This window comes from Confluentibacter sediminis (genome assembly GCF_003258355.1).
GTDB classification, from domain to species: Bacteria; Bacteroidota; Bacteroidia; order Flavobacteriales; family Flavobacteriaceae; genus Confluentibacter; species Confluentibacter sediminis.
The window spans coordinates 1-25,539 of record NZ_QKPO01000019.1; the positions used below are offsets into that span (position 1 = coordinate 1).

Annotated in this window: 16 protein-coding genes; 2 read left to right on the forward strand and 14 right to left on the reverse strand. The window is 34.1% G+C overall.

Going from position 1 to position 25,539, the window contains the following annotated elements:
- Positions 1 to 132: 132 nt before the first annotated feature.
- The 6 genes from DKT72_RS15535 to DKT72_RS15555 form a co-directional block, all read right to left on the reverse strand.
- Complete coding sequence (locus DKT72_RS15535; RefSeq protein ID WP_235841739.1) at positions 133 to 2,811, reverse strand: M16 family metallopeptidase; 2,679 nt, start codon at positions 2,809 to 2,811, stop codon at positions 133 to 135.
- Positions 2,812 to 2,816: 5 nt separating this feature from the next.
- Positions 2,817 to 2,942 (reverse strand): hypothetical protein, encoded by a 126-nt coding sequence (locus DKT72_RS18620; RefSeq protein ID WP_262510079.1) that lies wholly within the window; start codon positions 2,940 to 2,942, stop codon positions 2,817 to 2,819.
- Positions 2,943 to 3,050: 108 nt separating this feature from the next.
- Entirely contained in the window at positions 3,051 to 4,226 is a 1,176-nt protein-coding gene (locus tag DKT72_RS15540) for a thioredoxin family protein (RefSeq protein WP_111309663.1), read from the reverse strand.
- A gap of 268 nt (positions 4,227 to 4,494) precedes the next feature.
- Entirely contained in the window at positions 4,495 to 5,874 is a 1,380-nt protein-coding gene (locus DKT72_RS15545; protein WP_111309664.1) for a RagB/SusD family nutrient uptake outer membrane protein, read from the reverse strand.
- 25 nt (positions 5,875 to 5,899) lie between these two features.
- Positions 5,900 to 9,157, reverse strand: coding sequence for a SusC/RagA family TonB-linked outer membrane protein (locus DKT72_RS15550; protein ID WP_162623336.1), 3,258 nt, complete (start codon positions 9,155 to 9,157; stop codon positions 5,900 to 5,902).
- A gap of 161 nt (positions 9,158 to 9,318) precedes the next feature.
- Complete coding sequence (locus DKT72_RS15555) at positions 9,319 to 10,494, reverse strand: FecR family protein (RefSeq protein ID WP_111309666.1); 1,176 nt, start codon at positions 10,492 to 10,494, stop codon at positions 9,319 to 9,321.
- 218 nt (positions 10,495 to 10,712) lie between these two features.
- On the opposite strand from DKT72_RS15555, the gene DKT72_RS15560 reads away from it, so the two are divergent.
- Positions 10,713 to 11,300 (forward strand): RNA polymerase sigma factor, encoded by a 588-nt coding sequence (locus DKT72_RS15560; RefSeq protein ID WP_111309667.1) that lies wholly within the window; start codon positions 10,713 to 10,715, stop codon positions 11,298 to 11,300.
- Between the two features lie 314 nt (positions 11,301 to 11,614).
- Positions 11,615 to 12,979, forward strand: a complete 1,365-nt coding sequence (locus DKT72_RS15565) for an NAD-dependent succinate-semialdehyde dehydrogenase (RefSeq protein ID WP_111309668.1) — start codon at positions 11,615 to 11,617, stop codon at positions 12,977 to 12,979.
- Positions 12,980 to 13,074: 95 nt separating this feature from the next.
- Here the strand turns inward: DKT72_RS15565 and DKT72_RS15570 are convergent, their stop codons facing one another.
- The 8 genes from DKT72_RS15570 to DKT72_RS15605 form a co-directional block, all read right to left on the reverse strand.
- Complete coding sequence (locus DKT72_RS15570; protein WP_111309669.1) at positions 13,075 to 13,959, reverse strand: mechanosensitive ion channel family protein; 885 nt, start codon at positions 13,957 to 13,959, stop codon at positions 13,075 to 13,077.
- 45 nt (positions 13,960 to 14,004) lie between these two features.
- Positions 14,005 to 14,901: a YihY/virulence factor BrkB family protein gene (locus DKT72_RS15575; protein ID WP_111309670.1), complete on the reverse strand. Its 897-nt coding sequence runs from the start codon at positions 14,899 to 14,901 to the stop codon at positions 14,005 to 14,007.
- A 119-nt stretch (positions 14,902 to 15,020) separates the two neighbouring features.
- Positions 15,021 to 15,545, reverse strand: a complete 525-nt coding sequence (locus DKT72_RS15580) for a hypothetical protein (RefSeq protein WP_235841740.1) — start codon at positions 15,543 to 15,545, stop codon at positions 15,021 to 15,023.
- A gap of 89 nt (positions 15,546 to 15,634) precedes the next feature.
- Positions 15,635 to 16,375, reverse strand: coding sequence for an MlaD family protein (locus DKT72_RS15585; protein ID WP_111309672.1), 741 nt, complete (start codon positions 16,373 to 16,375; stop codon positions 15,635 to 15,637).
- 6 nt (positions 16,376 to 16,381) lie between these two features.
- Positions 16,382 to 17,125: an ABC transporter ATP-binding protein gene (locus DKT72_RS15590; RefSeq protein WP_111309673.1), complete on the reverse strand. Its 744-nt coding sequence runs from the start codon at positions 17,123 to 17,125 to the stop codon at positions 16,382 to 16,384.
- Positions 17,125 to 17,943, reverse strand: coding sequence for an MlaE family ABC transporter permease (locus tag DKT72_RS15595; RefSeq protein WP_235841741.1), 819 nt, complete (start codon positions 17,941 to 17,943; stop codon positions 17,125 to 17,127). Before DKT72_RS15595 ends, DKT72_RS15590 begins: the two co-directional genes overlap by 1 nt.
- 131 nt (positions 17,944 to 18,074) lie before the next feature.
- Complete coding sequence (gene tamL, locus DKT72_RS15600; RefSeq protein WP_220628138.1) at positions 18,075 to 20,363, reverse strand: translocation and assembly module lipoprotein TamL; 2,289 nt, start codon at positions 20,361 to 20,363, stop codon at positions 18,075 to 18,077.
- Positions 20,353 to 25,317, reverse strand: coding sequence for a translocation/assembly module TamB domain-containing protein (locus tag DKT72_RS15605; protein WP_111309675.1), 4,965 nt, complete (start codon positions 25,315 to 25,317; stop codon positions 20,353 to 20,355). The genes tamL and DKT72_RS15605 overlap by 11 nt, the downstream gene beginning before the upstream one ends.
- Positions 25,318 to 25,539: the final 222 nt, after the last annotated feature.

Here is a 25,539-nt window from a genome sequence, read left to right on the forward strand (position 1 = left end):
CACCAATTCGTATTCTGTATCTGATATTTTATCTACTGATGTCGTCCACTTTACGGGCTTTAGGATTTGAGCCTGCGAAAAGCTAAAAGTTAAAAGTGCTAAAAAGAAAATAAATTTTTTCATATATGGGGTTTATTGTTTGGGTTTAAATACGACTTCATAAGACTTTCCACTATCAAGTACTTGTATTGCCATATTTTGGATATCCTTTTTGGACATATTATTTACAATATCCTGAAAGTTTTTTGGATCATTTATGTTTTCGTTATATCTAAAGTAAGAAGTAAGTACTTGCATATCATACCCGTTCTTATCTTTAGCTTGCTCACGCTCTTTTAGGAAGTTCGTTCTTGTTTTATTTAAATCATCATCTTTAATCTCCCCATTTGCTATTTTTTGAAGTTCTCCATTAACAATATCTACTAATTTATCTACCATATCTGGATTACAATCAAATGCAAAAGACACGTATGCCTGCGATTTTGGTTCTCTTGTAAAATAAGCATTCGCTCTTGGGCTATAAGCTCCGCCCTCAGATTCCCTTACAATTTCAGTAACCCGTAATTGTAAAATATCACCTAAGGCATTGGTATAGATTTCATTATTCTTTGTGTATGGCATATCTTTTTTATAGACAATATTTACGTTTGCTTTAGGGTCTTCCATAGTCAAATAAATATCTTTATCTATTTTGTTGGATACCCATTCTGCACTATTGTTTTTATAGGTCTCTTTAATGTTCTTTGTTGGCAAACTAGCTATATACTTTTCCAAAAGAGGTTTTAATTGATCTTCACTAACATCTCCCACAATAAAAAACTCAAAATCTGAAGCATCGGCAAAGCGGTCATTGTAAATCGTTTTAATTTTCTCAAACGAAACGGCATCAGCATAATCTTTATTAAATATTCGTTTTCTGGGATTGTTTTTACCGTATAAAGCAACGGTCAAACTATCTCTCATTTTCTCACCAATATCCTTACTTCTTCTAACAATGTAATCATCTATATTACTCTCTAAAACCTGAAAGGCATCTTTGTCGAATCGTGGCTTTACAAAATACAAATGCACCATTTGCAACATGGTTTCTACATCCTTTGTATTTGAAGATCCCGACAGGGACTCTGTAATATCATCAAGACTGATGTTAACATTCGCGGTTTTTCCTGTTAATATTTTCTGTATGTCTGTGGTATTAAAATTACCCAACCCAGACATTGAAATTAAATCACCTAACAAATTAGCAGATGGCAACTCATTATCACTTAAAAGGGAGGTTCCTCCGTAGCTAACAGCACTTAAAGATACCTTATCCTTTTCTTTATTTACAAATTTGTAGTGAACTTTTATGCCATTGCTTAGGGTGTATGTGGTAGCTCCTAAATCTTTGTTCACTTCTGTTTTAGAAATTGTTCCAGGATTAATATTTAGGTCTGACACTAATGTTTTTCCAGCTAACGCTTCAGTATAAGGTTGTAAAATAGCATCGTTTTCAACACCCTCTATAATATGCTTAGCTTCGATTTCTGTTAAATTATCTTGACCTTCAACACCCGTCACATTTAAATACCTGTTTTCTTGAGAATACAATCTCTCTATTGTTTCATGGAGTTCCTGTGGGGTAATTACATTAAATATCTGCTTTGCTATTTCATACTCTTTCTCAACATCTGTCATAGTGCTATTAGATAAAAAATTATTTTGAATAGTTTGCTCTATTTGATCGTGTCTTACATCCTCTTTCTTGGCAATTTGATTTTCATAAGAACTCTTTAAACCTGAAACAGATCTATCTATCTCTGATTGTGTAAAGCCAAATTTCACAGTTCTTTGCACTTCGGTCAACACCTCTTTAAAAGCCTCTGATTGTTTATTTATTTTAGGATAAATATCGATATTGAAAGCATTGGAGGTTCTAGTAAATTCTCCATAACTAACTAGAGCGGCTAAAAAAGTAGCATCTGGATTTTGAGATCTTTCTGAAATTCTTGCAGACAACATGTTCATCGTCATAGATTCTAATAACGTCCGCTTTAAATCGGCAGTAGTCTCCGCTTCTAATGATTTTTTATGACGAATACCTAAACTAATAGATGCTGATGACACTTCTGGATCTGTGCCAAAAAAATATGCCATGTCTTTATTGTCTGGCACATCTATTACAATACGCTTTTTAGGGTTTTCTACCGCTGGAATTTTTGAAAATCTCTCTATGATTTTTTGTTCAATCTCATCAATGTCCACATCACCTATAACAGCAATAGCTTGCAAATCTGTCCGGTACCAATCATGATAAAAATCACGTAATGCTTTATAATCAAACCCGTCAATAACGGACATCAATCCTATGGGCATTCTATCGGCATATTTTGAATGGTTAAATGTAATAGGCAAAGCCTTTTCAAAAAGACGCCTTCCACCATTTTGACCTGTGCGCCATTCTTCTTTAATAACACCGCGTTCTGAATCAATTTCTTCATCTGTCAATAATAAATAATTAGACCAATCTTTTAGTACTGTCAAACAAATATCGACCAGACCATCTTTTGTGGGAATGTCGTTTAGGTTATAAACCGTTTCATCGAACGATGTGTAGGCATTGATGTCCTTACCGAACACGGCACCGTGTTTTTGCAAGGTATTCAAAATCCCTTTTCCTGGAAAACGTTCCGTGCCGTTAAAAGCCATATGTTCTAAAAAATGCGCTAATCCTCGTTGTTCTTCATTTTCTAAAATAGAACCTACATTTTGTATGATGTAATAACTCGCCGCGCCTTTTACAACATTGGTATTTTTTATATAGTAGGTCATTCCATTTACCAAAACACCTTTTTAATGGTCTGGTCAACAGGTAAGTTCGCACTATAATTAAGCGTTTGGGCAAAGCCTCTAAATGAAAGAGAAATACCTAATAAAAATGTAAATATTAAAATACGTTTCATGAAAATGATATATTAATTGATGTTTATCTTCTTAAGAATAAATTCTTAACTGTTTGTTGTGTAATTATTTTATTTAGAAAGTTTTTAATAAAAGAGGACTGCTATTCATTACAGTTCTTTAATTTTCTGTATCAATAAAACTATTTTCTCTCTGTCTTCCTCTTCATTTCCTGCCATTTCCAACGCAGTGTTAGCAGCTTTCAATGCCTCCTTACCTTTACCTACTTTATATAATAAGCAGGCATGAGTATAGTGGTAAGTATATGAATTGTCGAGTTCCATTGCCCTTTCTATCCAACTAATTCCTGCTTCAATTATCTTCTTATCAGTGATCTCCAGCTGGCTGACCACAGTGGCGTAATTGTGTAGCGATGCGGCATTATCCCACTCATATGTCCTGAGATATTCATTTGCTTTTGTGACATAGTCACTATAATGCTCGCCATTAAAAGATTTGTCAACACCCTCCTCGGCTATTACCTTTTCAGCATGAGTATTACTCATGGCTCTGATCTCATTTATTTTTTGCTGATAAGCCTCATCTCCTTGGAGAGCTGCAAGTTTTAAGGCGACCTTAAACATCAGGCCTATATAATTATCCACTTCTTCCGCTTTTACCAGCTTCTTATAGCTATCATAATGGTTTATCACAAATTGAAATTGAGGGGAACTGACATAGTTGGCTGTTTTCTTGATAAGTTCAAAATTATCCTTAGAAAGAAGAGCTTCCTCTTTTTGTGTGAATAAATACCAGTCAGTTACTTCATTTGAGTTCATAGAAGCATCTGAGAGTACTTTAATATAGGCACGGATAAATTCAGGATCTCTTTCTCCCTTTTTATATTTTTCTTCATACGCTGCCAAACGCCTTTCTGGATCCAATGCAACTTTCCCCTCAGAAATAAATGACATAGGATCTAACTTTCCAACAAACTGATGCATTAACTCGCCCTTGCCGTCAATATAGAGAAGGGTGGGGACTGCCGGTATATTATATTCTTTTGCAAAAGCAACGCCATCACCTTCCTTTTCCATATTGACCCTTACTGAGATAAAGTTTTCGTTATAAAATTTACCTACCTCTTCATTAGGAAATGTGTTAGTGCTCATCCATTTACACGGCCCACACCAGTCGGTGTAGACATCAACAAAGATGAGCTTATTTTCCTGTTTGGCTTTTTCTTTAGTCTCGGCCCACGTCCCTTCAAAAAATTCGATGCCTGAAGCGTAAGTGCCCGTGGCCATTAACAGGGTCAACAGTATTGCTAAAAATATTTTATTCATATTATTTAGATTAAGTATTTAAATTAAGTTTGAGAAAGATCTTTACGGTTTGTCCTCATCATCTACGCAAGTGACTAATTATACCTCATTCATTTTACACTAGGCTTCTCTTATTAAGCCTGTTCCATCAAAGTTTTCACAAGCTAAAATACAGCGGTATCATTCCCGTTGTGAACTCCGGTTTTAAACTATATTTTATCTTCGAACCGATCAAAAATTTGGTAGGAATACCTGCCAGTTATTCCGTCGACAGTAGTGTGGTATATGACTAATATCCCGGATTGGGCACAAGCTTCGGGTTAGTTCGTATCTCCGAAAGCGGGATAGGCCATAATGCCTTATAGGAACTCCAGTCAGTGCCTTTGAGTGCGCCCAGCACGGCATCTATCTGCCCGGTTCTTTTGAGGTCATACCAGCGATGCCCCTCAAAGAAAAGCTCTACCCTCCGTTCCTGCATAATAGCATCAATCATCTCCGCCTGTGTTACCGCTTGGGTTGCTCCTAGATGGGCCCGCTCCCGAATGGTATTTACATCAGATTCAGCGCTATTTACCCCCGTGATGTTCCCTTGTCTCGCCCTGGCCTCAGCACGAATTAAGAATTGCTCGGCTAACCTGAGTTCAATTAAATCTTCCGGTTCATCTGGGGTTGTGAACAATTCATTCACATATTTGGACTGGTAGTAATATCCATCCGGAGTAATATCCACCCAATTGTTGAAGCGCTCGTCACCGGCTTCAAAGGCGGCGATTAATTCATCTCTCAAAATTACCGAAACAGTTCCGAAAAAAGGTCGTGTATCTAATGCGTAAGTAGTTAGAAGACCATCTGTATCTCCCGCGATCTTCGGAGCAAATATTATTTCAGCATTTCCCCGCTTGAATACTTGATGTAAATCTTCTTTTTCCAACACAAAAGGACCTTCCTCAATAACAGTAGTAGCCATTGCTTCGGCTCCGATCCAATTTTCCATATCGAGATAAACGCGGGCCAGTATCGCACGCGCTGGCCACTTACTATCCGCACGGTGCGGGCTAACGAACTCCTCTGGCACAAGATCTATGGCAATTTCCAAATCGTTAACGATGGATTCAAAAATATCTGCTTTCGGTGCGCGCGGCTTGAGTGCATTGACTTTTGCATCTGTAGTAAGTACCAGAGGCACATCACCATATGTACTTACCAGATAGTAATAAACAATAGCGCGTAAAAATCTGGCTTCCGACTCATATTGCCGCTGAACAGCTTCAGTAAGCACTGTGGAGCCGGGTACTTTTTCGATTATAGTATTTGCCATGTAAATCGTCTGATACTGATTCCACAAGTAACTGATCATTGAGCCGGATTCCGCATCATACGCATTCCTAGCATAGTAATCATATTCGCTATTTGTGTAATAACCATAAGCTTCATCCGAAGTTAAAGCCGTGGTCATTTGGGTTCGCGTGGCACCCGCAGGTAATGACCGACCGTAATTCAAATATATGCCCCTTACTGCCGATTCGATCGCCCCAGCATTCTGAAACACTGTCTCTTCAGTGATTTGATCCTTCGGTAGCTCAGCCTCCAGAAAGTCACTGCACGAAGATGCTGTAAAAAATACAGCTAATAACATTACTATTATATTCCTTAATTGTATATTATCCATGACTATTTTTGTATTTGTTATTTGTTTAGAAGGAAAGTTTTAAACCCATAGTCCACGTTTTCAAAATAGGTGTGTTATACCACAGATTCAACTCCGGGTCTTTTCCAAGTTCTTTGTTAACATAGGTCAACAAGTTTTGTCCAGATATGGTCAACTGAGCGTCCCTTAATCCGATTTTCGATACTAAATCTACTGGAAAATTCCAAGAAAGATTAACTGTTTTCAAACGAGCATAAAAAACATCTTTTACACCTAACTGTGAATCACGCATAGGGTAGTGCCAATCCAAACTGGCAATATTACCGTTTTCACTTGAGAGGTTGGGTAGGGTAGCATCCTCATCCCCTGGCCCGGTCCAATATTCGCCCAGTACATAGACGGGTAAGTTCTGACCTAGCAGGGGTGACTCGAGGTAATTTCGCCAAGTAGTTGACAATTGCTGGGCAAATTGAATGAAAACCTCCAATTGCAAGCCTTTATATCGAAACATATTTCCCAGCCCTCCAAAGGTTCGTGGACTCAGACGCCCGACATTAAACACCCGGTCGTTTTCATTAATTATACCGTCTTCATTTACATCCGTATAGATTGCTTCTCCAGTCGCGGAATCAATGCGTTCTAGGTTAAAGACAACTACTCTGTCTAGCGGTTCCCCTATCGCATATTGTTTAGAATAGCTGGATGATTCCAAATCCGGAAACTTAAGCAACTCATTCTTCAGGATCGAAATATTAAATGAAGTCCGCCAAGAAAAATTATGTGCGTTGATGTTTGTTGTCTGCAGTTCAAACTCCCAGCCCCGGTTTTCAACAAGGGCAGGCAAGTTGTTCTGGAATGAGGAAAACCCGGTCTGTATCGGCAACGGGTTGGCTACCAATTGATCATCTGTACGGCTTCGGAACCAAGTAGCCTCTACTAACAGGCGTTCTGAGAAAAATCCAAGTTCCAGCCCCGCTTCCAGCTTACTGGTACTCTCCCAACTGTATTCATTGTTTGCAAGTACAGTTGGCAAGAGAGAGGTTTTACCATCCACCAGTCCCGCTAAAGATACGGAACTGTACAATCCAAGGTACCCATAATCAGCAATCTGATCATTGCCAGTCACCCCATAGCTAGCACGAAGTTTACCAAAACTGAGCACGGGAAGTGCCTCTCGTATAAAATCCTCGTGTGAGAACAGCCATGCCGCACCGATAGCACCAAAGTTTCCCCATTTACGGTCGGGACCAAATCGAGAAGATCCGTCGCGTCGATAAGAGAGGTCTAATATATAGTGATCATCCCAGTTGTAGTTGATACGTGCAAAAATAGACTGGTAGTGATACTCACTGGAAGTATTATTAACATAGTCAATAGAACTTGCCCCCTGCCAACTCTCGAGCAGCGCTTCAGAGGTAAAACCTGAAAATGACAGTAATTCCCGGTTTTGGCTTCTTAGATTCCATGTGGCCCCCAACAAAGCTTCAAGGCGTCCCTTATTAATATCTGTCTCATAGCGAACCTGAGGCTCAATATTAACAGATTGGATGCCCCCTTGTCCGAAAGCTGAGTTAGCTTGTGGATTAAAGCTAAATGGATTAACACTTGATAATGGTTTCAACTCGGTTTCTTTTAATTGCTGCCGGTTATAACTGACCACCCCCCCTAGGTTCAGTCCCTTTAATACTTCATATCGTAGGTCGACACTTCCTATCATATTGTACGTATCGCTTTTGTAGGTAGACGCCAACAATGCCACTGGATTTGGCTGTGCATCTGGCCGCCAATACAGTTCTCCGTTTTCTTCATACAGCGGGTAATGTGGAGGTAGCAACATGGAATTCCCGTTTTTATGAATATCCAAGTTGTGATAACTGTAGTTTACCCTCATGTCGATATTAAGGCGTTCGTTGTCTGAAGTATGCTGTATATTCATATCTGTACTAAGTCGTTTCTCCCTGCTATCTCCGGGTGTAATATCTCCCTGAGCAAGATACCCTGCAGACAACAAATAACGGGTATTTACAGACCCTCCGGTTAAGCGTGCATGCACATTTTGCCTGAGCCCAGTGTTGCCGTAATTGTATTTTCCCCAATCTCTATTCACACTCTGATCCCAAACGGTCAGATCAGGGTAGTCTGATGCTGTTGGCGTTATGTTATTGAAATCCATGGTCTCTTGGCGAAGTGACACATACTGCGCTGTATTAAGCATCTCCGTAATTCTTGTTGCGCTGCTCATGCTTGTACTATAGTTAACATCCAGTCGACTTTCACCTGCACGTGCCTGTTTTGTAGTAATCAGTACCACCCCATTAGATCCTCGCGAACCATATATCGCGGTAGCGGAGGCATCTTTAAGTACTTCTATGCTTTGAATATCATCGGGGTTAATACTATTCAGTGGATTAGATGTTACCTGAGGAATAGTTTCAGTAGCTATATAATCACTGGGATAATATAATCCCGCCAACGACTCATTGGTAACAGGTACCCCATCGACTATATACAACGGTTCCCTTCCCGAGGCAATTGAATTGATCCCCCGGATTTGAACATTGATAGAAGTGCCCAACTGCCCGGTAGATTGCGTTATAGCTACCCCAGTCATTCGTCCTTGAAGGGACTGAAGGGGACTCGCTACAACTTGCTGCTGAATCTCCTCAGCACCAATCCGTTCAACCGATCCTGTCAGTTCCCTGCGCGTGGAAGTACCATAGCCTATCACCATAACCTCATCAAGATCGGCTATATCTTCTTCTAAAATTACATTTATAATCGTTTGCTTACCAACTACAACCTCTTGGGTTCGGTAGCCTATATAAGAAAACACCAATACGCTTGCAGCATAGGGTACTGTAACACTGTAGTGTCCATCAAAGTTAGAAGAAATCCCTTTGCGGGTGCCTTTTATAATAATTGTAACACCTGGAATTGGATTTCCTGACTGGTCTACAACTGTTCCAGAAATTAATTTGTCCTGTTCAGCGATACTAAATCCATCTTCTTTTATCAAAATGGTATTATCATTTGACACTAAAAAATCATAGTTCGTATTCCTTATCACTTTCTTTACAAGCTCTATAACACTTATCTTTCCTCTCTCTATTAATACGCTAGGGATTTTCTGTGTTAAATCTTGATCATAGATAAAATGATATTTGGTTTGTTTCTTTATAATATCAAATACTTCATCTACCGATCTTTCCTTACTTGACTTTATGAATACTATTTCTTGCCCTAAAGTGCTATTGGTTCCTAAAGCATAAAGCATTGTACTCATTAAAAAGATAAATGTTCTCATAAAAAATAGAAGTAACCGTTTCCGAAAATGGTAACAGCATTTAATTAATTTAAATTCCATAAATTTGTTTTGGATTAGTTAGACATTCGTTTAATTAATTACTCATATTAGAGACACGAAGTTTACTCACCGCCAAATGATTACACTTCGGTCTCTTTTTTTTATTTTAGTATTACTGTTTTATTGTTAATCTGATACTCATTTACAGCTCCAAATTGTTTTAAGGTTTGAAGAATTTCAATAATATCCTGATCTTTCCCAAGCCCACCATTAAACCCTCTGTTTTCAATAGATTTATTTTCAATAACAACTTCCATATCATACCATCTCGATAAAACTTGCATAATTTCTTTAAGTGTCTTTCTTTTAAAACTAAACACTCCTACTTTCCACGAGGTTTGATCGTATACATCAACATTCGTAATATCTAAAACCTTTGTAGTTGGATTCAAATTTGACTGCTCTTCTGGTTTTAATATTTTTCTTTGGTTTTCAAAGCTTACCTCTACTTTACCTTTTACCAAAGTGGTATAGATATTAGTTTCTTCTTTGTAGGCCCTAATATTAAACTCTGTTCCCAAGACCTCAACTTCCTGTTTGTTGTGCATTACTTTAAAATGAGATCCCTTGTGTTCGGTACTATGTGACACTTCAAAATAAGCTTCACCATACACAAGCTCCACTTGTCTTAATTGGCCGTCATTAAAAGTTACAGGGTATTTAAGTTGAGATTCAGAATTCAACCAAACCTTAGTACTGTCGGATAACATAATATAAAACTTACCCCCCCTAGGAATGGTCAATGTATTATAAGCGATTTCAGTGTTGCTTTTTTCTCCCGCATGATAAATAATTTCTTTACCATTACTAGTAGCGTTTTGAGTTTCGTAGATATTCCCTTTTTCCAATGCTATAGTTTCTCCAGTCTCCAAAGTCAGGGTTGCTTTATCATTACCTGGTTTAATAGTATTATTAACTATTATGGGTTTGGGAAACACTGTTTCTAACCTGTTACGAAAAAAATAACCACTTACCAAAAAACTAACTACAGTAGCAGCTGCTACATATTTAAACCAAGACTTTCTAAAAATAGATACCACTGGTTTTGTTTTTTCTAACACCTCTTCAGGACGCTCCAAAGTTTCAATCCGTTTTATGAGACTTTCATAGGCCCTATTTATATCAGGTTTTACCAAAGCCTTATTTAGATCGTAATCATGTTGAATATAATTTTTAAGAATAGATAGGTTATCTTCCTCCCGCAACCAGTTAAGAAGTTTTTCTTTTTCAGGTTCGGAGATACTATCTGTAAATAACTTAATAATTAAATGTTTCATGTTTTAAATGGTAGTCTTGTTTAGTATTTAGTGGTTTATTTTTTACAAATAATTAACGAATTAACTTAAAGTATTGAATTAAAAATAGACAATTTTAAAAAAAGCTAAAGATTATGTAAGTAATGCTCAAAAAATATAAAAAACCCTTAATGGAATTTTAATTATTTTTTTAACCTTTACTGAGATTATTATTATTTTAGGATAAAAACAACTTTCTGATGGGTGAAAATTATGATGTAGTAGCTCTTATAAATGGTGATCGGCAAGCTTTCAAACGACTATTCGAAAAGCTTTATCAACCTTTATTGGCTTATATCATTACTTATACACACGACCATAGCCAAGCAGAGGATTTGGTTCAACAGGCTTTTATAGATTTATGGGAAGATCGGGGAAAACTTGATCCAAATAAATCCCCAAAAAATTATATTTATCGTATTGCACGAAACCGTTATATAGACAGCATATATCAGGAAAAGCGTCAAGTAAAACTATTGGAATCTATATGGGAACGCGCGCTTCAAGAACGTATTGAAGAAAATACAGAAATCCAAGAAAAGCGTATTGCCAAAATAAAGGAAGTCATAGAATCTTTACCCCCTAAGTGCAAAAGAATTATTGAACTGAACAAGATAGAAGGATTACGTTATAAAGATATTGCAGAGCTCCTCGATATTTCCGTAAAAACAATTGAAGCCCAGATGCGCATTGCATTTACAAAAATCAGAAAGGCTTTTAAAGATGACCATTTTATTCTGATTTTTATATTTAAATTTGGACATAAACAAATGAAAAGATACTTTTAAAATATAAAAGCTTCCTATTCAATTGTTTTAAATTTCGATCTGATTTTTATTATCAGTAAACTACACATCATAATATACTTATCGATAACGTGATAAAAAACATTGAGTTTTTTCAAAAAATTCCTATCAAGGAAACTTAATAAATATGATGCAAGACTATTAAAACGACTCCTTTTCGAATTAAAAAATAGCTATTCACATGCATTATATTGCTTTCATTTATAGTAATTTAAAAAATTCAAGCGCTTGGTTCTTTAAAAACACTTTTAATATTCTAAAAAAACTAGTAACTTATAGACTTAAATAACAAAATTATGCCAAAAAACATAACCACTATAAACCCATATAACGAAGAAGTAATTAAAGTTTATGATTTTGACACTCCTTCACAAATCAAAACGAAACTTAAATTAGCTGATGACGTTTTTAATGCATGGAAAGAAAAAGAGATTAAAGAAAGAACAGAATTACTATCTGAAGTCAGTAATCTATTAGAACAACGTATTGACTATTTAAGTGAACTTATTACACTTGAGATGGGAAAGCCCATTAACGAAAGTATTGCTGAAATAAACAAATGTATCTTTCTATGTGATTTTTATGTAGTGAATGCTGAATCATTTTTAGCTGATCAAATTATAGAAACTGATGCCCATGAAAGCTTTATTAGTTACGATCCTTTAGGGGTTGTTTTAGCTATTATGCCATGGAATTATCCTTTTTGGCAAGTTTTCAGGTTTGCTGTGCCTACCTTAACATCTGGCAACACCACATTATTAAAACACGCTTCCAATGTAAGTGGATGCGCATTAGCGATTCAGGAAATTTTTGAAGAGGCAGGCTATCCAAAAGGATGTTTTCAAACCCTACTAACTAATCATGAGGCTGTAGAAAATCTTTTAAAAGATGATATTATAAAAGCAGTGTCATTAACTGGTAGCGAAAAAGCTGGAAGGCATATTGCAAAAATAGCAGGAGAAAACCTTAAAAAATCGGTACTTGAACTTGGAGGGAATAATGCTTGTATTGTTCTAGACGATGCCAACTTAGACAAGTATTTAGATACTATGGTTAAAGCTAGAATGCAAAATACAGGTCAAAGCTGTATCGCCGCAAAACGCTTTATAGTGACTCAAGGTATTTATGATGAGTTTGTTGAGAAATTCACAAACAAAGTAAAGGGTCTAAAATTTGGAAATCCCTTAGAAAAGGACACAGACATAGCGACGATGGCACGCGAAGATTTGGCTTTAGATTTAGAAAAACAAGTTAATGATGCTGTTGAAAAGGGGGCTAAAGTTATGATTGGAAACACAAGAGAGAAAGCCTATTTTGCCCCAACTATTTTAACCCACGTTTCAGAAGAAATGGCTGTGTTTAAAGAAGAAACTTTTGGTCCTGTAGCACCCATCTTTAAAGTTGACAATTTAGAAGACGCTCTAAAACTAGCAACAAATTCAAAATTCGGGTTGGGAACCATGTTGTTTACAGAAAATATTAAAGAAGCCATGCACACCATTTCTAAAATACCAGATGGCGCTTTTTTTATTAATGAGATGGTAAAGTCCGATCCAAGATTACCCTTTGGAGGCACAAAAGCCTCTGGATATGGGAGAGAATTATCTATTGAAGGGATTCATGAATTTGTAAACATAAAAACCGTATACGTTAATAAATAAACAACGATTCACAGGTAACTTCACGGCTTCATATCGAACAAAAAGATTTGATTTTGAAGCCTTGTTTTATTTTTAGGATTTTATTATTCGTTTTCTTATTTATCAACATCCAACCGCAATCTGTTTTTCCCAAAATCCAATGTACGAATTGGAAAAGGAATATTGATACCTTCCTTATCAAAATGAGCCTTAATAAGTTTTATGGCTTTATGCTTTGCTTCATAGTCTTGCTTTGCACTCACCATATCGACCCAAAAACGAATGATGAAATTTATGGAACTATCACCAAATTCTGTAAAGAAAAACTCCACACCTTCTCCTTCTTTTTGTTCAAAATTTTCAGATATAACCCGCATTACTAAATCTTCAACATCCTGTAAATTACTTTCATAACCTATACCACAACCTAAAGAAATCCTACTACGTTTACTTAAAGAATAATTTGTAAACGCATTCTCAATAAACTTTGAATTAGGAATCACCACATAATTATTATCGGGTTGACGCAAGACTATATTACGAAGGCTAATTTCAGACACAAAACCTTTAGCATCATTCGTTTCAATAAAATCATTAATTCTAATATTGGGCATAAATGACAATATCAAGCCTCCAAAAGTATTACTTAAAGTACCTTGAAGCGCCAAACCAACAGCAAGACCTACTACTCCTGCACCCGCAAGTACACTTGTTAAAACCTTATTGAGGTTCAACACGCCTAGAGCAATAAAAAAACCAACTAAAAATATGGTGACAAAAACCATTTTCGCAACGATATCTTGAATGGATTTCTGACTTATTCGAACTAGTAGAAATTTTCGCAATAAATTCCGAATGCCTTTAGCTATAAAATAAAAAAGTACCATAACCAAAATTGCTAAAACAAAATTTGGCAATTTTAATATAATGGCATCTAGCCAACCTTCTAGCTTATCCCAGAGCTTACTTATTGTATTTTCTAAAGAAAATCTATCTTTCATCTATTTATATATCTTTTATATGAAGTTAAAGTTTACATCCTTTTGTCATTTGTTTTTTGCGTTTGGTTGAATTCCCAGCCCATATCTTTTAGAAAAAACCCATGTGAATTCTGCTCCAAAAAATAAAATTAAACAGGAATAAGACACCCAAAGTAATATTAACACAACGGTTCCTGCCGCACCATAAGTAGAACCAGGTTTTGCCTCACCAAAATAGAGTCCTAAGAGAAATTTCCCTATCACAAATAAAACCGAAGTTATTAATGCACCTATCCATACCGTTTTCCATTTAATTTTAGCATCTGGAAGGTATTTAAAAATAAGGGCAAATAAAACAGTTATAATTGCTATTGAAACTATAATGTCGAGTGCAAAGGCAATATAAACAATAATATCTGGGAGAATACTTCGAATATAATCATTTAATGCGGAAATAGCTGTGGTAATTAAAAAACTTATTAATAATAAAAAACCAATGGCTAAGATAAAAGCAAAACTTCTTGCTCGATCCAATATCATTTTCTTAAAACTAGAATTACTGCTCGGGGCTATTCTCCAAATTTGATTAAGCGATAATTGGAGATGATAGAAAACTCCCGTAGCCCCAAAAACTAAAGTAGCAACGCCTAATATGGTGGCTAAGGTACTCTTATCATTGTTTTGGGTTTCTACCATCATAGCTTGGATGGAGTCTGCTGTATCTCTTCCCAAAGCCCCTGAAATTTCGTCTGTTAAATGACCTTGAATGATATCTACTCCCCAAATCGAACCGACGACGTTAATAACGATAACCAATAAACCAGGAAGTGAAAGAACCGCATAATAAGCAACTACAGCACTTAACCTAAAGGGATCGCTCGCATCCCAAGCTTTATACGTTTCTATAACAAGTGAAGGTAGGTGCTTAAGTTTGAATGTGCCGGTATGTTTTTGTGAATTCATTTAAAAAATTTTACTGTTCTAATTCTTGTCATGCTACCTTTTTTGAATGATAATATCTCATATTTTACAAATATTAAATTACAACAACTACAAATTCACCCCTAATTTATTTTAATTTACTACAAATCAAATCCGTATGCCAAACGAAGCATCACTTGGGCTAAACCATTATCTGCTACATTATTTTTAACAATAGGAAAGTCCTTTAAAAATTCATATCTCACACTAATGTCTACATACTTTGTAGCATAACCAATGCTTGGCGAAAAAAGCATGGAATTGTTGTTATACTCTTTAGTAGTGGAAAAAGCACCTCCTATTTCTCCCATGACATAAAATTCATTTTTAAACAAGAACGTTTTATAACCAACTTTTACTGGCACATAACCAAAATTGGGCTCCTCATTATCTACAAATAAATTATTATAACCTGTTGTTAAGCATAATGAGTATGATTGTGATATGTTATACTGAAGTCTAACATCTCCTCCTACAATAAAATTGTAGGGATCGTTTAAGGGTAAACCTCCACTGAGTCCAACCCCAAATTTAAAATTTCTTTTATAACCATCGGTTTCTTGTGCTATTGCAAGATTTATAAAACTGAAAATACACAATATAGATAAAGCAAAAATTTTAGTCATTTTTTTCATGATTTTTTTATTTAAGAATTTATTTTGATAATAATTTGATACTTATTGTAAGGCATAATCCATAATTTGTTTATAGCCTATCATTGATTTGCTTTTTCTTCTGCTTCTTTTTCTGCTTGTTTTTCAGCTTCCTTTTTAGCTTTCTCTTTTTCTCTTTCTTTCTTTTTAAAATACCCTCTTAAAAGAAAGTTATGTTTGGCAGCTTCCATGTTTTGTTCTAATCCTTTGGAGCCTTCTTTTAAATTTTCCATAGTTTTTTCCAAATCATTAGCCACACCTTCATCATTAAGTAATTTTCCTAAGGTGCCTTCTCCCTCATTGATGCTTATTAACATGGTAGCCAATTCATCGGTTATTATTTCTGCATTTTCTGCACTAACTTTAATAGATGATAAAATATCATCAAACTCGACAGGTTCAAAAGATTTGATTTTATCTCCATCATTAACTTCAGGTGATTTTGAACTTCCTTGAGAAATTATTAAAATTTTGTCTCCAATAACCCCTTCCGATGCGATGGAGGCTTTGCTATCTTTTTTAATGAAGCTTTTCACATTCTTATCAATAGTTGCTATCACATTTACCGTAGAATCATTGATAATTTCGATGGTTTCAATATTCCCAACTGAAATTCCAGAAAAACGAACTTGACCACCAACTTGCAATCCGCTTACATTACCAAAATTGGTATTGATTTTAAATTTTGAACTAAATAAATTTTGATGGCTACCTATAAAAAAAATAATTACAAATAGTATTAACACCCCTAAAGACACAAAAATCCCTAGCTTTATTTTGTATGAGTTATTTGTTGTTTTCATAATTCTCTATTTAAAAAATGATTGAATATATGGGTCTTCATCTTTAATGAATTCCTCTAAATTACCTTCCTTATAAACGGTTCCTTCTTTTATCATGACAATTCTATCAGCAACTGTTTTTACACAGTTGATATCATGTGTAATTATTATGGATGCATTATTAAATTTAGCCTTAGTATCGTTTATTAAATGACTTATTTCATACGACGTTATGGGATCTAGGCCTGTTGTGGGCTCATCATACAAAATAATTTTAGGGTTTACTACTAAGGTTCTTGCCAAACCAATTCTTTTTTTCATCCCACCAGATAATTCTGAAGGCATTTTATCTATAGAATCTGGAAGCCCTACATTGTCCAATGCTTCAACAATTTTATTATTTATCTCTTTTTTTGAAAAACTCTTATTCAACCGTGAAAGCGCAAATGTTAAATTTTCTCTCACTGTCATAGAATCGTAAAGTGCAGCTCCTTGAAAAAGAAATCCTATTTTCTTACGCACCTCCACCAAATCCTCTTCATTAATATCCGTTAACTCATAGTCTCCAACAACGATGCTGCCTTCATCATGTTCTAAAAGATTTACAATGCACTTGATTAAAACCGATTTTCCTGAGCCTGATTTACCCAGTACAACTAAGTTTTCTTCTTCATGAAGCTGCAGTGTGATACCATCAAGAACCTTTTGATTACCAAAACTCTTTTTTAGGTCTTTGATGTCGATAATGACCTTTTTAGTATTCTTTTCCATTATAGCAAATCGGTTACTTGTACAGCAATTAAGTCTACAATAATTAATAATAAGGATGCTGTTACAACTGCAGAATTTGCAGCAATACCCACACTCTCTGTTCCTCTCCCTGCATTATAGCCTTTATAGCATCCTACCAACCCAATTACGGCTCCAAAAAAGAACGATTTTATGACGGCTGGAACGATATCCATAAAATCTACTTGGGTGAAAGCTTGATTTAAAAATAATTTTATACTTATACTATCCTTAATATTAATGCCTAACCAACTTCCAAAAATCCCAATAGCATCGGCATACAAAGTAAGTACGGGGATCATTACTGTGGCGGCAAGAACGCGAGGGATGATTAAAAAATTTATGGGATTAGTATTAGACACTTCCATGGCGTCAATTTGTTCACTTACTCGCATAGAACCTAATTCTGCACCCATACTGGAACCTATTTTTCCCGCACATATTAAAGCAGTAATTACGGGCCCCATTTCTCTAATTATAGAAATAGCAACCATACCTGGCAACATAGCCACAGCTCCAAAATCGACTAAGGGCGGTCTGGATTGAATGGTTAAAACCAAGCCTATAATAATACCCGTAATAGAAATTAACCCAACTGATTTATTGCCTATTTGATAGCATTGTTTCAAAAATTCCTGAAATTCAAACCTTTTGGCAAATAGGTTTCTAAATACTATTTTTAAATATGCCACGACATTGGCTACATCCATGAAAAACAATATCCCTTTTTCTTTTAATGTAGGAATAAAAGAGGAAAGATTTAAAGATAGTTTGTTAGCTTGATGGTGTTTTTTTGACATAATTTTATTCATAAAATGCTGGAATAAAATTACACCCTTTTTCACGCTAAGATTTACAACATTTCATGATTTTGTTATACAATACCATTGAAATCACACAGTAGAATGAGAAACATGAATAAAATAATGATTTAAAAAGGATAGCCAATTGCTAAATTGAATATTAGGTTCTCTTTCCTCCATGAGCTATTACCAAAATCAATATCATCCATGACCCATCGATCACCTTTTGGTAAATAGGGTTTTCTTAAAGGAAACGCCAAGTCTGTTCTAAGTACTAAGAAATCAAAATCAAATCGTAATCCAATACCTGTTCCTACGGCCAATTCATCTAAAAATTTGCCCGAGAATTTAGCCCCTGGTTTTTCATCACTTTCATTTAACAACCATATATTTCCTGCATCAACAAATACGGCACCTTTTACTATTTTATATATTTTAGTTCTTAATTCTGTACTAAACTCCAATTTCAAATCTCCTGATTGGTCTGGTAAAAAAGAATTTGTAGTTTCATTTCCATTAAATGTTCCCGGACCAATAGACCTGGCTCTAAAAGCTCGAATACTACTCGTCCCTCCTATAAAGAATTGTTTTATAAAAGGTAAATCTTTAGAATTTCCATAAGGAATGCCTGCTCCTAAAATAATTCTGCTCGCTAATGTAGTTTCCTCTGCAAAATTATAATAATGACGAAATTCTAATTCTAATTTTGAATATTGACTAAATGGAACTCCCAATATTTTTTTGGGATTATCTGTATCATGGGCTCCCATTACCAACCCTAGAGAATTTCCAGACAAATCAACACCTCCCCTAAAATAAATATTGTTTTTCCTGTTTTTCAACATGGTATTGGTATACGTATAACTATACGTTGTACCTATAATAAATTGTTTATCAATAACTTTCTGTAAGGAAGGGTTTTCCGCAATTTTAGACTGATATAGATCGGAAACATTATTGGATGATGTATAAGCTATATTAACCACATTAAGATTGTGTTCTTTCCTTTCGTTTTCCTTCCAAATATATCCAAATGAGCCATTAAATGTTTTTAAAGAATAAAGTTTCGTTCTCAATTGATACTCATAGCTTAAAGCTGCTTTTGTATTTGGAACATAAGCACTTCCAGAACTCATTTTGAAAGGTGAGATAAATCGAGGCCATGTTAAACTTGCCTCTCCCCCAAACCTGTAAACATTAAACCCATTATTTTGCCCGGAAACTTGCACTTCTAATCCTGCAAATCCCGAAACCTTTAATAATTCTGCCCCTTTAAAAGTATTACGGTTACTCCAGTTAATATTTAATTCGGTTCCAGAATAATTAGCGGAATTTGTTTTAGCTAATGCTTCCAATTGAATTGATTTTTTAGGCAATGGTGTTAAATAGTAATAGGCATCTAATTGATTTTTTAAGGAATCATTTTCTTTAAATTCATTTTTAACAAACTTGAAAGTACCCAATGTAATCAACCTATTTAATGATAAATTATGAGTCGTCCTATTATATAAATCCCCTTTATTGAATAATAATGTTTTATCAAAAATAAAAGGCTTAAAAACGGTTTTGTTATCAATTATGTTAAGATCGTCGTACTTAACCGTATCCATGACCCTTGTAGACATCGTATCTCTTTTTAAATTAAAACTAGGGTAGACAAAAATGTTATTGATTTTGTATTGATTTTTCGCTTTTTCAGGAATATCGTTTTTTATTTTTACCAGTAAATCAACTTCATGATTGGCAACCGTACTGTCTACTTGAACTAAAAGATAGTCTTCATTGAAATAATAAAAGCCTCTTTCTTTTAGTTTAGCATCCATTCTTGCTCTTTCATTCTTTATGGCATCTAAATTATAAGCCTCCCCTACTTTTAAAACACTTTTCTCTTGTAATTTATTTATTTCTTCACTTAAAAGCATAGAGTCTTTAGGAAAAACAACCGATTTAATTTTATATTGATTGTGCAAATTAACCCTATAATTGGCTTTTGCTTTCTTTCCTGTACGGGTTGAATCCGCTTTAGATTCCGCATTAAAAAAACCATTATTCTCTACATAGTTCTGAATCACCTTTTTATTGTACTCCAAATCGACGTCACTCATTAATACGGGTTCTTTTCCTAAAGTATATTTTACCCAATGTTTAAATCCTTTATCTTTTTTAACCTCGCCAACCAAATTGTAAAAAAAGATGCTTGGTCGCATTCCAAAAATAGATTTATTAGGTATGGGGCGAATTAAATCATTTAATTCAGAGGTTATTTTCCTTCTTATTTTTGCAGACTCTTTTCCCTTTTCAACCTCAATACTATGACCTATATATAACAAATCACCTTCTGGAATGTTACGAGTACCACTACAACCTATAAGTATAGTAACCGAAAAAAGCAGTGTTATATAATTATTAACCTTCATTCTTTTTAATATTTTGTCTCTTACCATGACGCTTATTATGAAATAACTCTCTAAACTTGTTATAGTTCATAGTTATTATAAATGCAACGCCAGTTTCAATAACCTGACCCTGTAAAGCCACTTGATAATTATTTTTTCGGTAAGCCCTCAATTTATAACGACCATCTTTTGTAATTAAATAATCGGCCGTAACATCTCCTGCTATATTTGTGGCTTGTTCGTTTTTTTGCTGACCACCCTCTATGCCAAAACTACTCCCGACAGTAACTTTTAATCGGTCGTTAAATAATTGTTTTGAAAGTCCCACATTCAAATCGGTCCTATCTTCTTTTTGCCCAGAGGAATAGTCTTCTGTGGCCTGAATATCAAAATCTAGTTCAAAACCTTTTATTAAATCGCCCGCCAAATTATTTAACTGCTGCGATAAAATCTTACTAGCACTTTGTCTAACCAGATAAGTACCACTTGTACCGCCTGCTTGGCTTTCAAAGGGATTCTCACCTATAAAACGATTTAGAAGCAATAGCGCAAACACTTGTTTATTAAGCGCATCTTCATCACGCCTAATCTGTTCTAGTTTTGCTTGTGTTGTATTGATTATTTCGGTAGAAACGTTATTATTTCCTTCAGGCAAAACAATATCGAAAGTGATTTTGGGTTGCATCAGTTCACCTTTCATTATTAAATTGGTTTCAAAAGGAATTCTCTGCTTGTAAGTATTTCTGGTTTCTGCACTTATTCCTGTTAATTGATCGTCTACCAGATCCAAAGGAGATGCGTCTACTTTATAAACAGCTGTTATACTTATATTTGCATCTGTAGGCTCACCCGTCCATAGAATATAACTTTCAGGTTGTATATCAAATTTTCTTTTTATTAAATTGAAATTCATTTCATAACTACCTCCAGTAAATTCATATTTACCTGTTAAAGTTGTTTTTCCAGAAGGATCAATACCTCCCGTTAATTCGGCATCACCTTGAAGTTTTAAGTAATCACCATTTGCTTCATCAATGATGATAGAAATCTCTGCTTTTTTATCAACTACGATATTTACCGAAGCGTCTATACCTTTAACCTCTGTTTGGGTTATTTGTTTTGTTTTATTTTCAACAGTAATCAAAACAGGTTGGTCTTGGTCTATAAATTCAACAATACCTTCTCTGTCCGCAATTGAGGGATCACTTTGTGGTAATACTATATTGAATTTTGTCTCTGCATTTATTTTAACCGTTCCATTAATAATTGGGTTATCCATGGTTCCTTTAATAGCTAAGTCATTATCAAGGTACAATTCTCCATAAAACAGATCATTATCTTTTGCATCAGAATTAACCGCTTTAAAATTATTTGCAATCACCTTTAAATCAAACCCTAAATTAGTATAGTTTTGGGTATTTATAACACCATTTATTCTCAGAGGGTTATCATTTTCATCTTGTAATTTAAAATTATTGAAAACAATATTATTGGTATTAAAAGTAATGTCATCATCAATGGATTTGAATTTTGAATTTAATGGTACTACAACAAAACCCACTGCATTAAATTTAATATGACCATTTACATTAGGGCTTGCGGCTTGGCCCTTAACCTCCAATTTTCCATTTAAATAACCTTCACTTTCTTTTAAATTATTTAAGGTAAAAGGTTGTATCGATGTCATTTGAAACTTTTCTATATCAACAATAAAATCTAGATTTTGGTTACTGATATTATAATTTCCATCAATATTTAGTTGATTATTCAAACCTGTTAACCCCACATTTGCTTTATATAAATTTGCCGTTTCATTATCTATTTTTAGAGCAAGGTTTCCTATAGTATCATTTTTTACTTTGAAATTTTCAATATTTAAATCAGCTACAAATAACGGGGTCGTATTCGTATTTTTAATAGTAGTTTCTCCATTTATAGTTCCACCAACTTCAAAATTAGATTTGGCTATACTAGTTAAGGATTCCAACTTAAAGTTTTTAAAAGCGACCATAATTGGGGCATTCGCAACATTTTTTTCTGATTGAACTGAAAAAGATTGCTGGTCTTTTTGAATTTTGAAATCAGAAATTAACATGCCTTCTTCTTCAAACTTTATAAAATTATTGTCGTCGATTGTCCAATCTTCATAATTTAAAAGTAGTTTTTCAGGATTAAAGTGAACTGTTGAAGCCCCTAAACTGTCTTTAAAAATTCCGGAAATCAAATAGGCATCATTGTTTTTTAAATCTTTAATATTTAATTGATAATCGATTGTATTGTCTTTTATTTTACCGGTTAAGATTGTTCTGGGAATTTCAAATTGGGAATTTTTAATGTTTCTAAAAGACACATCATATACTAAAGCATTGTCTTGGGTATTGACTTTTAAAACACCATTTGAAATTTCATTATTAGCATAGTTTAATCTTGGAATGGAAGCATTTATTACAATTGAATCATTAACAGCATTGTAAGTTCCGTTGAGTGTGATTTCAGATAACTCGGTTATTTCTGGAATTATTTTTTTTGTAATGGCATTATCCTTAATCGTGAATTCAAAATCTAAATGCTGGTTATCTTCATTCTTAATATACTTTTTGTCAAATTGATAATATTTTGAAATTGAATTAATCAATTGATCGCTTATGGTGGATAATTTATAATTTCCTGAAATCAATCCATTAGCAAATTGAGATTTCAAGATTATTGAATCTTTTTCAATATTTGAAATGGCTCTTAAACTTATAGTGTCTAAAGGGAATTGCTCTTTTTCTAAAGCGACCAGAAAATTATTGGCATTGAGGGTGCCATTCAAATTATCTGGATTTAAATCATCAAAATTTGCTGTTATGTTGCCTTTCATTTTTAAAGCCCCGGCATGAAGATTCAGTTTATTTAAATCCAAAATATCAATAGTAAGCTTTAAATCTAGAGTCGGTTTTTCGCTGTTGGAAGATCCTTTAGCATCTAAAACAAAAGTTATGTTTGGGTCTGAAGCATTGGCATTTGCTACGAACAGCCCATTATCAATGCGTCCATCCATGTTTATATCATGGTAATTGTAATTATTGAATTGAGCTGTTACAATTTTTGAAGTCAGTTTCGCCGTCGCTATTGATGGATCGAGACTTCGACCACGAATAGTGGCATTTGCGGTAACTTTTCCAAACTGGTTGTTTTTCATGAATATTCCCAAATCAAAATTTTCCACACTAGCATCAACCATGTACTTTTCGTTATTTTTCCGAGATTGATCGAATGTGGCTTCTAAAACGGCATTACCAAGAGTACTTTTTAAATCTAAATTGGTTTCAAACACATGGGTACTAGCTTTAAAATATCCATTAACATTAAACTTTTCGGGGAGTTGAATAGTATTGGGGATGGTATTTTTTGGAGTAAAGGCGTACATGTCTTTTGATGAACTTTCAAAATTTAGAATCGTAACATCAAACATACTTTTATCAATATTTGGCAAACCCACTATACTACCTTTTAAATCAATTTTTGTGTTACCAATGCCATAAGCATGGAATGTATTGATTTCTAAATCATTTAGCGCTCCTTTTAAAATGGCAGTGAAGTTTACAATGGCATTGGGATTGTTTTTAAAAATATCATTTGAATTCAATTCTGGAACCAGTAATAAAATATCTTTAAAACCAATTTTACTGCCTTTTAGATTTATATTTAAACCAATATCTTCTGGTTTTTCGCTTATAGATTCTACGGAAGGATACGTGACAACTATGCTATTTTGCAAAGTAGTTTGTGGTGTTTTTAGCGATAAATTTTTTAAAAATGCTCCTGTAGGCGTATAATTAAACTCTGTAACTAGTTCATTTAATTGAAAGCCACTTTTTTCTTTAAAAGTAAAAGTATCAATTGTTCCAGCATATAAATTTTCATTAATAGCAATAGCCCTCCCTTTAAAGGCTAAACCATTAACTTCTAAATGATTATAATCAATTCCATTTTGAGTTTGTGTTATATTATTGTTATCAAATTCAAAGTTAACATCGGTTATAGAAACAGATTCCAAATTAATTTTCCAAGGCAAACCAGAAGATTCTTCAACGGTTTCTTCTAATACCTTATCCGATTTATTTAAAGTAACATAACCCTTCGCTTTGTTTAATTCAATGGAATTTAAAACAACCCTCTGTTTTTCTAAATCTATGGTTTCTACTTTTGTTTCTAGATTTTCAAATTGAATTTTGGTATCTAGGTTTGTCATGGCATCTTTATAGCTTACATCTATATTTTCAAGATGGATGTTTTTTAGTTTGAGGTTTAAACTTTGTGATTCAGCGTCCTCTTTAATCTTTTCTGTGGTTTTTTTAGTAGCCGCAACCAAATCCTGATCCACATAAAACTTTAATCCATTGAGATTTATTTCCGGAACATCAAAAGACAAATTGTTTAAATCGAATTTGTTTATTTTGGTATCAAAATGATTGACAAATAAGTCTAAATTATTTTTAGAAACAGCATCTTTATATGTAAATTTAATATCATTAAGATTGATTTTCTGAATTGAAATTTCCATTGGTTCATCATCTGCCTTTGGGTCATTGGGTGTTTCAAATGCATTGATGATGTAATCAAAATTATAAACTGAATCTTTATTGACTTTAATATTAGCTGTTACTTTTTCTAAATAAATAGAATTAATTTCAGCTTTATTACGGAATAATTGAAATATGCTAACATCAATTTTTAAAGATTTTCCTGCCAACAAGGTGTCTTTTGCTTGATCTTCAAAATAAAAATCATTTAAGATGATTTTTTTTGGCAGACCTATTTCAATAGACCCTATTTCAACCCTTGTTTTTATCTTTTCTTCAAGATAAGTAACCGCCTTGTCTTTAACAAAATTTTGAACAGCAGGAATTTGTAATGCTAGCACAATTAACAAAAAAAGCGCAACAAGTATTAGTAAGATTTTTAAAATAATTCTGGCTGCTTTTTTCAAAGTTTGGAGCTCATTTTGTGTTAAATTTTCAATAATCTATTTACAAGCAAATATTGGCGTGAATATATCACTATAATGAGTAATGTTTATTATATAATTATAAACAATTCTTTTAAAATTTCAGGTTAAAACTGTATCAAATTTTACTTTCAAATTAGAAAAAATATTCTAATTGAAACCAAACATAATAGTCTTAAACTAAATCAACAGTGACATTGTACT

Coding starts and splice junctions, on each gene's coding strand:
- DKT72_RS15575 (WP_111309670.1), bottom strand. CDS start 14,901: ATGAATTCACAAAAACATACCGGCACATTCAAACTTAAGCACCTACCT.
- DKT72_RS15560 (WP_111309667.1), top strand. CDS start 10,713: ATGGGTGAAAATTATGATGTAGTAGCTCTTATAAATGGTGATCGGCAA.
- DKT72_RS15555 (WP_111309666.1), bottom strand. CDS start 10,494: ATGAAACATTTAATTATTAAGTTATTTACAGATAGTATCTCCGAACCT.
- DKT72_RS15580 (WP_235841740.1), bottom strand. CDS start 15,545: ATGACTAAAATTTTTGCTTTATCTATATTGTGTATTTTCAGTTTTATA.
- DKT72_RS18620 (WP_262510079.1), bottom strand. CDS start 2,942: ATGAAACGTATTTTAATATTTACATTTTTATTAGGTATTTCTCTTTCA.
- DKT72_RS15570 (WP_111309669.1), bottom strand. CDS start 13,959: ATGAAAGATAGATTTTCTTTAGAAAATACAATAAGTAAGCTCTGGGAT.
- DKT72_RS15540 (WP_111309663.1), bottom strand. CDS start 4,226: ATGAATAAAATATTTTTAGCAATACTGTTGACCCTGTTAATGGCCACG.
- DKT72_RS15585 (WP_111309672.1), bottom strand. CDS start 16,375: ATGAAAACAACAAATAACTCATACAAAATAAAGCTAGGGATTTTTGTG.
- DKT72_RS15595 (WP_235841741.1), bottom strand. CDS start 17,943: ATGTCAAAAAAACACCATCAAGCTAACAAACTATCTTTAAATCTTTCC.
- DKT72_RS15545 (WP_111309664.1), bottom strand. CDS start 5,874: ATGGATAATATACAATTAAGGAATATAATAGTAATGTTATTAGCTGTA.
- DKT72_RS15550 (WP_162623336.1), bottom strand. CDS start 9,157: ATGAGAACATTTATCTTTTTAATGAGTACAATGCTTTATGCTTTAGGA.
- DKT72_RS15535 (WP_235841739.1), bottom strand. CDS start 2,811: ATGACCTACTATATAAAAAATACCAATGTTGTAAAAGGCGCGGCGAGT.
- DKT72_RS15590 (WP_111309673.1), bottom strand. CDS start 17,125: ATGGAAAAGAATACTAAAAAGGTCATTATCGACATCAAAGACCTAAAA.
- tamL (WP_220628138.1), bottom strand. CDS start 20,363: ATGAAGGTTAATAATTATATAACACTGCTTTTTTCGGTTACTATACTT.
- DKT72_RS15565 (WP_111309668.1), top strand. CDS start 11,615: ATGCCAAAAAACATAACCACTATAAACCCATATAACGAAGAAGTAATT.